At 62.7% G+C, this 15,594-nt stretch carries 14 protein-coding genes; 8 read left to right on the top strand and 6 right to left on the bottom strand.

The genetic code is table 11. The annotated features are described in order from the left end of the window. The first annotated feature begins 88 nt into the window (after positions 1-88). The 8 genes from gap to C8N43_RS04430 all read left to right on the top strand — a co-directional run bounded on the left by gap (position 89) and on the right by C8N43_RS04430 (position 8,422). Positions 89-1,093 carry a type I glyceraldehyde-3-phosphate dehydrogenase gene (gene gap, locus C8N43_RS04395; protein ID WP_107844443.1) on the top strand — a complete coding sequence of 335 codons (1,005 nt, stop codon included), beginning with the start codon at positions 89-91 and terminating at the stop codon, positions 1,091-1,093. 104 nt (positions 1,094-1,197) lie between these two features. Further along, on the top strand, positions 1,198-2,376 hold the full coding sequence (locus C8N43_RS04400; protein WP_107844444.1) for a phosphoglycerate kinase: 1,179 nt from the start codon (positions 1,198-1,200) through the stop codon (positions 2,374-2,376). Between the two features lie 4 nt (positions 2,377-2,380). Next, entirely contained in the window at positions 2,381-3,151 is a 771-nt protein-coding gene (locus C8N43_RS04405) for an SDR family NAD(P)-dependent oxidoreductase (RefSeq protein WP_158269907.1), read from the top strand. Between the two features lie 87 nt (positions 3,152-3,238). Further along, a complete protein-coding gene (locus tag C8N43_RS04410) occupies positions 3,239-4,132 on the top strand; it encodes a fructose bisphosphate aldolase (RefSeq protein WP_107844446.1) in 894 nt (297 codons plus the stop codon). 120 nt (positions 4,133-4,252) lie between these two features. Then, positions 4,253-4,555, top strand: a complete 303-nt coding sequence (locus C8N43_RS04415; RefSeq protein WP_107844447.1) for an FtsB family cell division protein — start codon at positions 4,253-4,255, stop codon at positions 4,553-4,555. 147 nt (positions 4,556-4,702) lie between these two features. After that, positions 4,703-5,713: a pyruvate dehydrogenase (acetyl-transferring) E1 component subunit alpha gene (pdhA, locus tag C8N43_RS04420; protein WP_107844448.1), complete on the top strand. Its 1,011-nt coding sequence runs from the start codon at positions 4,703-4,705 to the stop codon at positions 5,711-5,713. Between the two features lie 3 nt (positions 5,714-5,716). Further along, positions 5,717-7,084 carry a pyruvate dehydrogenase complex E1 component subunit beta gene (locus tag C8N43_RS04425; RefSeq protein ID WP_107844449.1) on the top strand — a complete coding sequence of 456 codons (1,368 nt, stop codon included), beginning with the start codon at positions 5,717-5,719 and terminating at the stop codon, positions 7,082-7,084. 12 nt (positions 7,085-7,096) lie between these two features. Beyond that, positions 7,097-8,422: a pyruvate dehydrogenase complex dihydrolipoamide acetyltransferase gene (locus C8N43_RS04430; RefSeq protein ID WP_107844450.1), complete on the top strand. Its 1,326-nt coding sequence runs from the start codon at positions 7,097-7,099 to the stop codon at positions 8,420-8,422. A gap of 63 nt (positions 8,423-8,485) precedes the next feature. Here the strand turns inward: C8N43_RS04430 and cysE are convergent, their stop codons facing one another. The 6 genes from cysE to fabF all read right to left on the bottom strand — a co-directional run bounded on the left by cysE (position 8,486) and on the right by fabF (position 15,582). Next, positions 8,486-9,295: a serine O-acetyltransferase gene (cysE, locus tag C8N43_RS04435; RefSeq protein ID WP_107844451.1), complete on the bottom strand. Its 810-nt coding sequence runs from the start codon at positions 9,293-9,295 to the stop codon at positions 8,486-8,488. A 148-nt stretch (positions 9,296-9,443) separates the two neighbouring features. Then, positions 9,444-10,157 (bottom strand): DUF2793 domain-containing protein, encoded by a 714-nt coding sequence (locus tag C8N43_RS04440; protein WP_107844452.1) that lies wholly within the window; start codon positions 10,155-10,157, stop codon positions 9,444-9,446. Continuing rightward, positions 10,150-12,492, bottom strand: coding sequence for a baseplate megatron protein TIM-barrel domain-containing protein (locus C8N43_RS04445; RefSeq protein ID WP_158269908.1), 2,343 nt, complete (start codon positions 12,490-12,492; stop codon positions 10,150-10,152). Before C8N43_RS04445 ends, C8N43_RS04440 begins: the two co-directional genes overlap by 8 nt. Before the next feature lie 25 nt (positions 12,493-12,517). Beyond that, entirely contained in the window at positions 12,518-12,937 is a 420-nt protein-coding gene (locus C8N43_RS19545; RefSeq protein WP_158269909.1) for a hypothetical protein, read from the bottom strand. A 226-nt stretch (positions 12,938-13,163) separates the two neighbouring features. After that, the gene (gene mltG, locus C8N43_RS04450) at positions 13,164-14,321 is read right to left on the bottom strand and encodes an endolytic transglycosylase MltG (RefSeq protein WP_107844454.1); all 1,158 of its coding nucleotides are present in this window, start codon (positions 14,319-14,321) and stop codon (positions 13,164-13,166) included. 7 nt (positions 14,322-14,328) lie between these two features. Next, positions 14,329-15,582, bottom strand: coding sequence for a beta-ketoacyl-ACP synthase II (gene fabF / locus C8N43_RS04455; protein WP_107844455.1), 1,254 nt, complete (start codon positions 15,580-15,582; stop codon positions 14,329-14,331). Positions 15,583-15,594 lie beyond the last annotated feature (12 nt).

The raw sequence follows: 15,594 nt of genomic DNA on the forward strand, positions 1-15,594 counted from the left end.
GTAGCGCGACTGCCCTAAGGTTGACCTTTCCGCTAAAAACCGTTTGTTAGCGGTAACAGCAGTTTCAGCCCCAATAAGGAGCCTCTTCATGTCCGTAAAAGTCGCCATTAACGGTTTTGGTCGCATCGGCCGCAATGTCCTGCGGAGCATCATCGAAAGCGGTCGCACCGATATCGAGGTCATCGCGATCAACGACCTCGGCCCGGTCGAAACCAACGCGCATCTGCTGCAATATGACAGCGTGCACGGCCGTTTCCCGCAAGAGGTGACCGTGAAGGGCGACACGATCGACGTGGGCCGCGGCGCCATGGAAGTCACCGCCATCCGCAACCCCGCCGATCTGCCTTGGGGCGACGTGGACATCGTGCTGGAATGCACCGGGATCTTTACCTCGAAAGAGGCCTGTCAGGCCCATCTCGAAAACGGCTCCAGCCGCGTCCTGATCTCGGCCCCCGGAAAGAATGCCGACAAGACGATCGTCTACGGCGTGAACCATGACAGCCTGACCTCTGACGACGTGGTGGTGTCCAACGCGTCTTGCACCACGAACTGCCTCAGCCCGGTGGCCCATGTGCTGCAACAGAACGTGGGCATCGTCAAAGGCTTCATGACCACGATCCACAGCTACACCGGCGACCAGCCGACGCTGGACACGATGCACAAGGACCTCTATCGCGCCCGCGCGGCGGCGCTGTCGATGATCCCGACCTCGACCGGCGCGGCCAAGGCCGTGGGGCTGGTGCTGCCCGAATTGGACGGCAAGCTCGACGGTGTCGCGATCCGCGTGCCGACCCCGAATGTGTCCGTTGTGGACCTGACCTTTGAGGCTGCGAAAGACACCAGCATCGAAGAGATCAACGCCATGATGGAGGCCGCTGCCAGCGAAGGGCCCCTGAAGGGCATCCTCGGCTACACCGACCGCAAGCTGGTCAGCTGCGATTTCAACCACGACCCGCGCTCGTCGATCTTTGCCGCTGACCAGACCAAGGTCATGGAGGGCCGTATGGTCCGTATCCTGAGCTGGTATGACAACGAGTGGGGCTTCTCGAACCGCATGGCCGACACCGCCGTGGCGATGGGCAAGCTCATTTAACACGCCAAGCACGGACTTTTGGAGTTCCACTCCAAAACCGAAGCGAATAGAAAGCGCCGCATGCGGCGCTTTTTGCCTGTCTGACCCTATCGGAGCCTGATCCCATGCCTTGGAAAACCCTCGACGACCTTGATCTGAACGGCAAGCGGGTGCTGATCCGCGTTGATATCAATGTCCCCATGGAGGATGGCAAGGTCACCGACACCACCCGGATCGACCGGATTGTGCCAACGATCACCGATGTTTTGGCCGCGGGCGGTATGCCGATCCTGATGGCCCATTTCGGTCGCCCAAAGTGCAAGGTGGTGCCGGAGATGTCGTTGTCGCACGTCGTCCCGGCCCTCTCGGATATCCTTGGCCAGCCTGTCACCTTGATCGACGGCAATTACGGCGCGCGGGTCGCGGCGCTTGAGCCCGGCGAGATCGCCCTGCTGGAGAACCTCCGCTTCAATCCCGGCGAGGAAGGCAATGACGCGGGCTTTGCCCAGCGGCTCGCCAGCCTTGGCGATGTCTACGTGAACGATGCCTTTTCTGCTGCCCACCGCGCCCATGCCTCGACCGAGGCGCTGGCGCGCCTTTTGCCCGCCTGCGCTGGACGGTTGATGCAGGCCGAGCTGAGCGCGCTGGAAGGTGCGCTGGCGTCCCCGAAGCGCCCGGTTTGCGCCGTGGTCGGGGGTGCGAAGGTCTCGACCAAACTCGACCTGCTGGGCAACTTGGTGGGAAAGGTCGATCACCTTGTGATCGGCGGCGGCATGGCGAACACGTTTCTCGCCGCGCAGGGGTTCGATGTGGGCAAGTCGCTTTGCGAGCATGATCTGGCGGACACGGCCCGCGAGATCCTGTCCAAGGCCGAGGCCGCGGGCTGCGCGATCCATTTGCCCAGCGATATCGTCGTCGCGCGCGAATTCAAGGCGGGCGCGGACCACGAGATATTGTCAGCTGACAATTGCCCGACGGATGCGATGATCCTCGACGCAGGGCCGGACACGGTCGCGAAGCTCGAAGAAGTCTTCACCGAGTGCAACACGCTGATCTGGAACGGCCCGCTGGGCGCCTTCGAAATTGCGCCATTCAACGCCGCCACCAACGCGGCGGCGCGCAAGGCAGCCGATCTGACCCGTGCGGGCAAGCTGATCTCTGTCGCCGGTGGTGGTGACACGGTCGCGGCCTTGAACGGCGCCAATGCTGCCCCAGATTTCACGTATATCTCTACCGCCGGCGGCGCGTTCCTGGAGTGGATGGAAGGCAAGACCCTGCCCGGCGTCGCAGCATTGGAGGGCTGATCCCATGGGATACGTATTGATCACCGGCGCGTCCGAGGGCATCGGCAAGGCTATCGCCCTGCGCGCGGCGCAGAACGACCGCAACATGATCCTTGCCGCACGCTCCGAGGACAAGCTGAATGCGCTTGCAGACGAGATCAAGGCGAAGGGGCTCGAAGCCCACGTGATCCTGTCGGACCTGAACGAGGATGGCGCGGCGGCCAAGCTTTGGGAGCAGGCGAGCGCGATCGGGCAGATCGACGTGCTGGTCAATAACGCAGGGCTCGGTATCAACGGACCGTTTGGAGACGTGGATGCGGAGCGCGAAGACGCCACCATGCAGGTCAACATGATCGCGCTGACCCAGCTCATGCGCCTTGCGGTGCGCGATATGAAAGCGGCGGGCAAAGGCCGTATCCTGAACGTCGCCTCAACCGCGGCGTTCCTGCCGGGGCCGCATATGTCGGTCTATCACGCCTCGAAATCCTACGTGCTGTCCCTGTCAGAGGCGGTCGCACAGGAATTGTCGGGCACGGATGTGTCGGTCACGGCGCTTTGCCCCGGGCCGACGCGTACGGAGTTCTTTGACGAGGCCGATATGAACGAGACCCGTTTCATCAAAGCAGATCAGATGATGAGCGCAAAAGAGGTCGCCGATCAGGGCTGGGTGGGCATGAATATGGGTCAACGGATCGTCGTCCCCGGCGCAATGAACAAGATCTCCGCCTTCCTGCCCCGCATCCTGCCGCGCAGCTTGATCACGTGGATCACGGCACAGCTTTACAAACGCACCTGAGCGGCTGTTAGCGCAACCATCATTGCAGCTTCGAGCGACCTCCCCTAGACCCTGCGTCACCTGACCCGCAGATAAGAGGCCCCGAAGATGTCGAACGCGAAGAAACTCGAGCAAATCCGCAACGGCGACGGCTTTATCGCGGCGCTCGATCAAAGCGGCGGCTCGACGCCGAAGGCGCTGCGGCTCTACGGGATTGGCGAGGATGGCTATGCCAACGACGCCGAGATGTTCGACCTGATCCACGAGATGCGCACCCGCATCGTGAAGGCCCCGGCGTTCAACGGCGAGAAGGTGATCGGTGCGATCCTGTTCGAGATGACCATGGACCGCGAAATGGGCGGGATGCCGTCGGGCAAGTTTATCTGGGAAGACAGCGGCGTGGTGCCGTTCCTGAAGATCGACAAGGGGCTCGAAGATGGGGCCAATGGAGTGCAGCTGATGAAGCCGATCCCCGGCCTTGATGCGCTGCTGGAACGCGGCGTGGCCGCGGGCATGTTCGGGACCAAGGAGCGCTCTGTCATTTCGGCGGCCAACGAGACCGGCATCAACGCCATCGTCGCGCAGCAGTTCGATCTGGGCCGCCAAGTTCTGGGTCATGGGCTGGTGCCGATCATCGAGCCGGAAGTATCGATCTCGATCTCGGACAAGGCGGAGGCCGAAGACCTGCTGCTGGCCGCGATCCTGAAGCAGCTCGATGCGCTCAATGATGGCCAGGACGTCATGCTGAAACTGACCCTGCCCGAGACAGCGAACCTCTATCAGCCGCTTGTGGACCACCCGCGCGTGATGCGCGTCGTCGCACTGTCGGGCGGCTATTCCCGCGAGGAAGCCAATGCGCGTCTGTCCCAGAACTCAGGCGTGATCGCAAGCTTCAGCCGCGCCCTGACCGAGGGCCTTTCCGTGGACCAATCGGACGCGGAATTCAACGACCGGCTCGCCGCAACGATCGACAGCATCTACAAAGCCTCCGTCGCGGGCTAAATCGGCCAAAATCCTCAATAAAAATACGCTTTTGCGCATTTAGGGGATTCACAGAGCGAATCAGATATGCGAGTCTGCTCTGGCAGCGCCCGGCAAGAGGCGCGCAAGAGGCACTGACGCATGACCCACACCCGCTCGACGCCAGGATTGACGCCGCTGCTGATCTGCACGGTCCTGTTTTCCATGGGCGCCTATTTCACCTTCGCCGCCGTGCAAGGCGATTACGGCATTTTCCGCCGCGTGCAGGTGGAAGCCGAGGTGGAAACCCTGCGGGCCGAGCTGGACGCGCTGGAGGCTGAAGTGGCCGAGATGCGCAACAAAACGCGCCGCCTCTCTGACACGTATCTTGATCTTGACCTGCTCGACATGCAGGCCCGCGCGGTGCTGGGCCTGATGCGCAGCGACGAGATTATTCTGCGCTAAATCCCATATTTTATTGGCGTACGTGACCCTAGGTCAGTCAATCCGTCGCGGTTTGCTGTTCTGGGGGTGATCTTTCCATAAGGCTCTGATATGGGATAGTTTAACGTTAAACTATCGCCTGTCACTGACACTTGGGAGGACGACCCTATGGTTGCAAAAAAGGCCGCCAAGAAAGCGAACGTCTCGAAGGACGAGCTTCTTGCCTACTACCGCGACATGCTTCTTATCCGCCGCTTTGAAGAAAAGGCGGGCCAGCTTTACGGCATGGGCCTGATCGGGGGCTTTTGTCACCTCTATATCGGGCAGGAAGCCGTTGTGGTGGGTCTGGAAGCCGCAGCCAAGGAAGGCGACAAGCGCATCACATCCTACCGCGACCACGGCCATATGCTGGCCTGTGGCATGGACCCCAAAGGCGTGATGGCCGAGCTGACCGGTCGCGAGGGTGGCTATTCCAAGGGCAAAGGCGGCTCGATGCACATGTTCTCGAAAGAGAAGCATTTCTACGGCGGCCACGGGATCGTCGCGGCGCAGGTGCCGCTGGGCGCCGGGCTGGCTTTCTCGGACAAGTATAAAGGCAATGACAACGTCACCTTCACCTATTTCGGCGATGGCGCGGCGAACCAGGGCCAGGTCTACGAGACCTACAACATGGCCGAGCTGTGGGACCTGCCAGTCGTTTTCGTGGTCGAGAACAACCAATACGCCATGGGCACCTCGACCCAGCGATCGACCAAATCCCCGTCCTACTTCGCGCGCGGTGCCGCCTACGGCATCGAAGGCGAAGAAGTCGACGGCATGGACGTGCTGGCGGTCAAGGAAGCCGGCGAGAAGGCGGTCGCTCACTGCCGCGCGGGCAAAGGCCCCTACATTCTGGAAATCAAAACCTACCGTTACCGCGGCCACTCCATGTCTGACCCGGCCAAGTACCGCACCCGCGAAGAGGTCCAGAAGATGCGCGACGAGCGCGACTGCATCGAGCAGGTCCGCGACCTGCTGCTAACCGGCAAGCACGCCACCGATGATGACCTGAAGGCCATCGACAAAGAGATCAAAGGCATCGTCAACGAGGCCGCCGAGTTCTCCAAGGAAAGCCCCGAGCCCGCGCTTGAAGAGCTCTGGACAGATATCTACGCAACCGAAGTTCCGCAGGAGGCTTGAGACATGGCTACTGAGATCCTAATGCCCGCCCTGTCCCCCACCATGGAAGAAGGCACGCTGGCCAAATGGCTTGTGAAAGAAGGCGACACCGTCTCGTCCGGCGACATCATGGCCGAGATCGAGACCGATAAAGCCACGATGGAGTTTGAAGCCGTCGATGAAGGCATCGTTGGCAAAATCCTCGTTGAAGAAGGCACCGAGGGCGTGAAAGTGAACACCCCCATCGCTGTACTGATTGAAGAAGGCGAAAGCGCCGACGACGTGCAGGCCCCTGCCCCCGTCGAGGCCGCCACCGCAGCCGCGCCCGTTGATGCGCAAGTGGACCGCGCCCCGGGCGAGCCTGTCGCCATCGTCGTGCCGAAAGAGACCGACATCCCCGAAGGCACCGAGATGAAGTCCACCACCGTGCGTGTCGCCCTGCGCGACGCGATGGCCGAAGAGATGCGCCGCGCGGAAGAGGTTTTCCTGATGGGCGAGGAAGTCGCCGAATACCAGGGCGCCTACAAGATCTCCGAAGGCCTGCTGGACGAGTTCGGCTCCAAGCGGATCATCGACACGCCCATCACCGAGCACGGCTTTGCCGGGATTGGCGTTGGCGCGGCCTTCGGTGGGCTGAAGCCCATCGTCGAGTTCATGACCTTCAACTTCGCCATGCAGGCGATCGACCAGATCATCAACTCCGCCGCGAAGACGCTCTATATGTCGGGCGGCCAGATGGGCTGTCCGATTGTCTTCCGTGGACCCAACGGCGCCGCCGCCCGCGTGGGCGCGCAGCACTCCCAGGACTACGCCGCCTGGTACTCGCAAATCCCCGGCCTGAAGGTTGTGATGCCCTACTCGGCAGCCGATGCGAAGGGTTTGCTGAAGACCGCCATTCGGGACCCGAACCCGGTGATCTTCCTTGAGAATGAAATCCTCTACGGCCAGTCCTTCGACGTGCCTGACATGGATGACTACACCGTGCCCTTCGGCAAGGCCCGTATCTGGCGTGAAGGCACGGACGTGACCATCGTCAGCTTTGGAATCGGGATGAAGTACGCACTGGAAGCCGCTGATAAATTGGCAGAAGACGGGATCAGCGCCGAGGTCATCGACCTGCGCACCCTGCGCCCGATGGACATGCCCGCGGTGATCGAGAGCGTCAAGAAGACCAACCGCTGCGTGACCGTGGAGGAAGGCTTCCCGGTCTGCTCCATCGGATCCTACATCAGCTCGCGGATCATGACCGAGGCGTTCGACTACCTCGACGCGCCGGTGATCAACTGCACCGGCAAGGACGTGCCCATGCCCTATGCCGCGAACCTCGAGAAGCTGGCGCTGACGACCACCGCCGAGGTGATCGAGGCCGTCAAAACAGTGACCTACCGCTAAGGAGAGCCGGACATGCCTATCGAAATTCTGATGCCCGCCCTGTCTCCGACAATGGAGGAAGGCACACTCGCAAAATGGCTCGTCAAGGAAGGCGACACCGTCAACTCCGGCGACATCATGGCCGAGATCGAGACCGACAAAGCGACGATGGAGTTCGAAGCCGTCGATGAAGGCGTCGTCGGCAAGATCATCGTCGCCGAGGGCACGGATGGGGTGAAAGTGAACACCCCTATCGCGGTGCTTCTGGAAGATGGCGAAAGCGCGGACGACATTGGTGACGTCAGTGCGCCGAAAGAAGAGGCGTCCAGCCACGCGGCCCCAGCAGAGGCGTCGGAGGATACCGCCCCCGCCAAAGGCTATGGACGCGGTGAAACCGAGGCGCCCACGGCACGCTCGACCGAAGGCGGTGATCGCATCTTCGCCTCCCCGCTTGCGCGCCGGATCGCTAAGGACAAGGGCCTGGACCTGAGCCAGATCAAGGGCTCCGGCCCGAAAGGTCGGATCGTCAAGGCGGACGTCATGGACGCCAAGCCGCAAGCCGCAAGCAGCGCGCTCAAGGCCGATGCGCCCGCCGCAAGCGCCCCGGCGGCGGCTGCGATGGCGTCCGGCCCGACCACCGATCAGGTCCGCAAGATGTACGAGGGTCGCGAGTTCGAGGAACAGCCGCTCGACGGCATGCGCAAGACCATCGCCGCGCGCCTGACCGAGGCCAAGCAGTCGGTGCCACATTTCTACCTGCGCCGCGACATCGAGCTGGACGCGCTGCTGTCCTTCCGCTCGAAGCTCAACAAGACGCTTGAGCCGCGTGGCGTGAAACTGTCGGTCAATGATTTCATCATCAAAGCCTGCGCACTTGCCCTGCAACAGGTGCCAGAGGCCAACGCCGTCTGGGCGGGTGACCGCACCTTGTCGCTGAAGCCTTCCGACGTTGCGGTGGCCGTGGCGATCGAAGGCGGGCTGTTCACGCCGGTTCTAAAAGACGCGGACATGAAGTCGCTCTCGGCGCTCTCGACCGAGATGAAAGACCTCGCCGCCCGCGCCCGCGACCGCAAGCTCGCGCCGCACGAGTATCAGGGCGGCAGTTTCGCGATCTCCAACCTGGGCATGTTCGGCATCGACAATTTCGACGCCATTATCAACCCGCCCCATGCCGCCATTCTCGCGGTGGGTGCCGGAGCCAAAAAGCCTGTGGTCGGTGAGGATGGCGAGCTGAAGGTTGCGACCGTAATGTCGACGACGCTGAGCGTGGATCACCGCGTGATCGACGGCGCGCTAGGGGCAAACCTGCTCAACGCGATCAAGGACAACCTTGAGAACCCAATGGGCATGCTGGCCTAAAAGACAAGGGGCGGAGCGCTAAAAGCTCCGCCCTTCTCATTTCACATCAAGCACTTGCTTGGATTAAATTTCGCCGCGCAGCAGCTGGTCCATCGTGATGGACGGCTGGGAACAACCGGCTTCGCCCACGATTTTCGCAGGAACGCCCGCCACGGTCTTCATCGGCGGAACGGCCTCCAGGACAACCGATCCCGCCGCCACGCGCGAGCAATGACCCACGGTGATGTTGCCCAGCACCTTCGCGCCCGCCCCGATCAGCACGCCATTCTCGATCTTCGGGTGACGGTCGTCGTCTTCCTTGCCCGTGCCGCCCAGCGTCACCGAATGCAGCATGGAGACGTTGTCGCCCACAACCGCGGTTTCACCGATGACGATGGAGTGAGCGTGGTCGATCATGATGCCACGGCCAACGCGGGCCGCCGGGTGGATATCCACGCCAAAGCACTCGGACACACGCATTTGCACGAAATAGGACAGGTCCTTGCGCCCTTGCCGCCACAACCAATGGCCAATGCGGTAGGCCTGCACGGCCTGAAAGCCCTTGAAGAACAGCACAGGCTGGATGAACCGCAGGCAGGCCGGATCACGCTCGTAGACCGCCACAATGTCAGCCCGGGCCGCAGCACCCAAGTCCGGATCGGAGGCGTAGGCCTCATCCGCGATCTCGCGCAGAATCTGCTCTGACATCTCCGCCGAGGCGAGCTTTTGTGAGAAGCGATACGCCAGCGCCGCCTCGAGCTTCTCGTGGTGCAGCACGCAGCCGTGGATCAGACCGCCCAAGAGCGGCTCGGCCACGATTGCATCGCGCGCTTCATCGGTGATCCGGGCCCAAACGGGGTCGATCTCGGAGAGCTTGGGATTGGAATGTGCCATGAGGGCATCCTTTCAGTGTCATCCGCTGCTTACACTACATAGGCAGAACCTGACAAATCCAAACCCCAATTCTCACATTGATGTCACGCGCTAATCCCTTATGGACCTGTTCACGCAGCTTTATGCCGTCCGTTTCGCCGTTGAAATCCTAGGCTCGCGGCAACTCGAACCGCATCAAATGCACAGCCAATTTGATCGTCCCGGACGCGAAATCACCGCCCGTGGCGCTCAGTTTCAACTGCGTCGCGGAGTAGTAGGTCACCGGCTGCCCGGTCAGCCCACGCAGCCAGGACCCGGCGCCAAGTCCCAATCCGCTGCCATAGCGGTCTTCGAACCCGTCAACACCAAGGCTCCATTCCGTCAGCGTTCCGGTGATCGCGTCAGTAACCCGCCCGGTCACACCGTAGACGACGGCGCCCGACGGAATGACAAACCCAGTCAGCTGATCCGCACCTGCATCCAACACCACATCCGTCTCCACCGTCTCGGCCCGCATCCCAGCGCCGGACGGCCCCATGGACAGGATGTTTTCCTGCCAGACGACCCCATCGAAGCTCAGGTAAGCGGCCTCGTCAGCCACGTACAAACGCCAGCCCGCGAGCGGCTCAAGGAATGCCCAGCCGCCGTTCACAAAGAAAGCAAGCTCGCCCCCATGCCCGTCCCAGGCGTTCGTGCCGCCGCCCGGGGGCACCAGATACACCGCCCCTTCTTCGGTCAGGGTCGGCGGACTATTCTCGACACGGCTCACCACGCTCAGCTGCAGCGCCGCGTCTATGCGGGCCAAGGCTTCGTTCACTGTGACGTGCTTCTGGGCCTGCGACGGTGCCACCAGCGGCAATTTCAAACTTGGGGTATCAGCCATTGATCTCGATCCTTGCAAAAAGTCCTGGCCCGAAGCGCAGGGAAATCTGCGCTACGTGAATTTCAAAGGCGCCCGACGCGCCGTCACTGTTTTGCTGTGCGCCGCTATAGGTCCAGCCGGGCGACGAGGTCTGCAAGTCGCGCAGCAGCGCGCCGTCCCTGATGACCCTGATCTCGTAAAGCTCGGTGTCTTCCCCCAGTGGCACCTCGACCGATGCCCAGCTGTCACCATCGAGACGCGTGCGTCTGATCCAGCTGACATGCAAATCGGTGCCCTCCGCGACGGCCCTCAGATGTGCGGGCGCGTAGGGACGCAGACCGACCCCCTGAAACGCTTCGACGTAGTGGCGGAACGAGGGATCATCATAGGGTCGCAGCGAGGGTCCGACGCGGTAGTGGCGCGCAAGGTCACGCGCGGATTGCGCCAGGTCGATCTGCTGCGGTGTCCCGTCGATCATCACGAAGCGCGCACCTGCGGGCCAGATATCCGGGATCAACCCGTCGCTGCCCGCTTGGCCGCGCAATAGCTCGCTCAGCTCATAAGTGTTCGGTCCCACAAGCTGCGCGTTGGCAAATTGAATGATCTCCCAGTTATCTGATGAACCATCCCCGATGGCGGCAACATTTGCGCCGTTCAGAACGTCCAGCATGGCGACAGAGCTAAGCGGCGCGCCCGGCAGCTCGACCCGGACGGTGACATCGCGTTGCCACAGCCCGGCCTGTCCCGACCGCAGTGGCGATGTCAGCACGCCCAATCGCGATGGGTTCTCGACCACCGTATTGAGAGTGTATCCGCTGTCCTCGCTCGAGCTATAGACGGCCGCGCCGCCGGGCCACGGGCTCGCCGTGACCGCAATATGGGGCGCGTGTGGAACCTCATCACCCGTCAGAAGCGGCAGGTCCATGAATTGAGCGGTGACCGGCACCGGCACCGCGAAAGGTCTGATTTCGCCCACGCTATGGACAGCCGCGCTCGGCGTGTAGACTTGGCGCTCGACGCGCACCGCCTCCAGTTGTCGCGCGCCACGGTCCTCGATCCTGTCCACCCGGTAGAGCGTCTCGACCCCTTGCGCGTCGGTCAGTCGCGCCAGATCACCTGCCTGCACGTCCGGGCGCGAGGGGGGCACGGTGACACTGACGCTGTCGCGCGCCACGCGCGCCTCCGCCAGCCACCGCTCCGCGATGGCCTTCGCCTCCGCCTCGGTGAGAGCCAGCGGCAGATCGTTCTGGGTGACATCCGCGCTGCCATCGTGGGGGAAGCGCGCATCGGCCACACGGGCGACGAACTCGCCTTCCGCTTCGACATAGCCAAGCCGAACCTCGCCCACGACCTCCGGTTCCGGCGCGCGGATCTGCTCGATCACGGCACCTTCGCCCTCGGGAAGCACGTATTCCTCCGCCGCGACCCCGATTTCTTCGGCATCGCCTCGGTTACGGAACACCAACACGCCGCTGCGCTCAATTGCATCGAAGCCCAGCGCGATCATCAGGGGCTGCAAAGCCGCTCGCGGCGTGTCGAAGCTGTCGAGGTTGTAGCCCCGCACGACACCGTGCAGCGCGGAGACGTCATACTCCATCAGCCCCACACGCTCGCAAATCTCGCCGACCACATGATCCAGCGGTATGACCGAGGTGCGCCCCGTCAGCCAGTGCCCAGTGACGTGATTGCCGCCATCGCTCCACACGCCCAAGTTGCTGGGAAAGTCCGGCCAGGGCCGCGCATCCCACGCCCAGATATACGCCCGCGACATATCCACCATTGGACCGCCATAGACAGGGCTGACCGGGTTGTTCTCCTCATCGGCGAAGAAGCCGTAATAGGCCCGCAAATACTGCATCTGCAGATAGTCATCGCGTTGCCCATTCGAGTAATGCGGCAGCGCGCTCTCGCTCGATTTCGGATCAAGGAACTTGTTGGGTTGGTTCGTCCCCTTGTCGATGGCCGCGCAGCCAAGCTCGTCGACCCAGGCCGCGTCGAATTGCGGGCCGCGCATGTGCTCGGGCGAGGATGCCGAATGTGCCTCGGCAATCGCGCCATTGGGCCAGACCAGCCGCCGCCGGGTGGACTGCCATTCCGGCTTTCGGTCCGGCGGCGAGCAGGCAAGGATGCCGCTGTCGCCAAAGACCATCACGTCGCGCACCTGATCAAAGGTCTCGCCCACAAGTGCCACACGCCGCGCGCGCCCTTCGTCGAGCGGCATGTCGCCCTCGACGATGGAGCGTACCCATTCGGACCCCGCGCGCGTTTTGCCCGCGCCGCGCCCTCCCATCACGACCCAGGACCGCCAGTTGCCCTTCGGTGGCAATTGATGCGGCAGTGCCCAGAAGTCGAACATGTACAGCAGTGCGCAGACAGTCTGATCAGGCAGGTCCTTCCGGAACTCCGCCTGCACCTCCGGCGGAGCGGAGGCGATCCAGGCGGCGCCCGATCTCAGATCGTGCGTCAGCGAAGTCGATGGCAAAGGCTCCTGCCTTGCCTGCGCGGTCGATCCTGTGTCCATAGAGTTGGCCCTCCGTTTCCATGGCGAGCTGCAGCAACGTGCGCAGATCGTTTTTCAGCAGCTTCGTGATGGGCAACTCCGAGGCCTCTCCCGCCTTCAGCTTGTCCCACTCCGATTGCACTTTGGTCTTCAGCTCGTCCGCCAGTTCAATCCAGGCGTCCAGGTTTTCGTCGATCGCTTGTTGGTAGCGCGCGCGCAGCCGCGCAAGTTTGTCGTCTTCAGTGGCCTCAGGGCGAGCGGGCTCGCCCGGCGGACCGGTCGTCTCGTTGGTCTCTTTCATAAGAAGGCGCCTTTCATACCCCGCGCTCAGGTGGGCGTGGGGCGATCAGTCATCGGGTCTCACTGCAAGGGCCTGGAATAGAAAAGCGGCCTCGAACCGCTCGGGTCCGCGCCGCTCTCTCAGGTCGTCGTCTTGGGGGGGCTTTTGCCTGCGTCCGGGGCAAAAGTCAACCAAATGCGCAAATCGCAAAGCACCGAACGCTGTTTGTTACCAATGGGTTAACAGTTCAATTGTTGGCGTTGCGCTCGGCTTCGATCTTGCGCCACTCGGCCACGTTGGCGTTGTGCTCCTGAATGGTCACCGCAAAAGCATGCCCCCCCGTGCCATCGGCCACAAAGAAGATGAACGGTGTCTCATCGGGGTTCAGCGCCGCCTCGATTGAGGCGCGGCCCGGGTTCGCGATCGGCCCCGGCGGCAGGCCCGGGATCACGTAGGTGTTGTAGGGCGTTTCCCGGCGCAGCTCCGACTGCCGCAGCCCGCGGCCCAGCACGCCTTCGCCATTGGTCACCCCGTAGATTACCGTCGGGTCCGTCTGCAGCTTCATGCCCTGGCGCAGCCGGTTGGTGAACACACTAGCCACTTGCCTTCGCTCTTCGGCCACCCCGGTTTCCTTCTCGATGATCGAGGCCAAAACCAGCGCCTCTTCCGGCGTCTCAAGCGGCACGCTCGGGTCGCGGTTCTCCCACGCCTCCGCCAAAATGGCCTCTTGGGCCGCCTGCATCCGGCTCAGCAACGCCGCGCGCTCTTGTCCCGGCGCGATTTCGTAGCTGTCGGGCGCAAGGCTGCCCTCGGCCGGCAGCTCAGTCACTTCGCCTTCAAGCACGTCGATCGCCTTCAGGCTCTCGACAACTTGCCAGCTCGTCGCGCCTTCGGCCACCGTCACGCGGTAGCGCACATCGCGGTCTTCACGCGCTTCAGCATATTCCGCAGGCACGGCGTCTTCGCCCGGCACGAAGTTGGCAGTCTCGACATAGGCGTTGGTCGCAGGGTCCAGCTCGCGCACCACAGCGCGCTTCGACGTCACGCCCACGCGGTACACCACTTCCGTGCCGCAGGTGTTTTGCCCGCCCCGCGTGACCACGTCGATGATCTCTTCCATCGACGACCCGGCAGGTACAAGAAAGCTGCCCGCCTTCAGGTCTTGCGACTTGTCGGTGTAATCCGCACCCATGCGGAAGATGCGCGCGTTCGATACGGCGCCTTTCGCTTCCAGATCGCGCGACACCAAGGCCATAGAGCCACCCAAAGGCACGCGCAGGCAAATCGCTTCCTCCAGCGGTCCTTCAGAGGTAAACTGCGCCTGCCCCCAGCCCACAAGTCCGCCAAGGCCCACGAGGATGACGATGAACAGCGTCAGGAAGTTAGAGGCGATAGATTTCCACATCAGGCGATCACACTTTCCCCATGATCAGGCAGGCATTGGTGCCGCCAAAGCCAAAGGAGTTCGACAAGACGACATTAACGTCGCGCTCTACCTTGCTGTTTGCACAGAGATTAATATCTGTCTCAGCGGCGGGATTATCAAGATTGATCGTTGGTGGGCAGACCTGATCCCGGATCGCCAGAATGCAGAAGATCGCCTCGATCGCGCCCGCAGCCCCAAGCAGGTGCCCCGTCATCGACTTGGTCGACGACATCGCAACCTTGGAACACGCATCACCCAGCAGACGCTCCACAGCGCCCAGCTCAATCGTATCCGCCATGGTCGAGGTGCCGTGGGCGTTGACATAGTCGATATCGCCCGGCGCAATCCCCGCCCGCTTCACAGCCGCACGCATCGCACGCTCCGCGCCTTCGTGGTCATCTGGCGGGGCCGTGATGTGGTGCGCATCGCCTGACAGCCCGTAGCCCAGCACTTCGGCGTAAATCTTCGCGCCACGCGCCTTGGCATGCTCGTATTCTTCCAGCACGACGACGCCCGCGCCCTCGCCCATCACGAAGCCATCGCGGTCCGCATCCCACGGACGCGACGCCTTCTCGGGATCGTCCGCATGCGTGGTGGACAACGCCTTGCAGGCGTTGAAGCCCGCGATTCCAATTTCGCAGATCGGGCTTTCCGCTCCGCCCGCGATCATCACATCCGCGTCGTCCAGCGCGATCAGCCGCGCTGCATCGCCAATGGCATGCGCGCCGGTCGAGCAGGCCGTAACAACTGCGTGGTTCGGTCCCTTGAAGCCGTAGCGGATCGACACCTGACCCGATACCAGATTGACCAACGCGCCCGGAATAAAGAAAGGCGAGACGCGCCGCGGCCCGCGCTCCTTGATCAGGACGGCCGTGTCGGCAATTGAGGACAGACCCCCAATGCCAGAGCCGATCATGACACCCGTGCGCTCGCGCTCGCCCATATCCTCGGGCATCCAGTCGGCATCTTCCACCGCCTGCTGCGCCGCGGCCATGCCGTAGAGGATGAAGTCATCCACCTTCCGCGCGTCCTTGGGCTCCATGTAGTCATCAGCGTTGAATTCGCCCTCCCCGGTGCCCCGCGGCACTTCGCAGGCATAACCGGTGCCAAGGTGGGACGCATCGAACTTCTCGATCGTGCGCGCACCGGATTTCCCGGCCAGCGCGTTGGCCCAGGTCGTCTCCACCCCGTCGCCCAAAGGCGTCACCATTCCGATCCCGGTCACAACAACTCGACGCATAGCCCCACCCAT

The organism is Litoreibacter ponti (genome assembly GCF_003054285.1).
In the GTDB taxonomy this organism is placed as follows: domain Bacteria; phylum Pseudomonadota; class Alphaproteobacteria; order Rhodobacterales; family Rhodobacteraceae; genus Litoreibacter; species Litoreibacter ponti.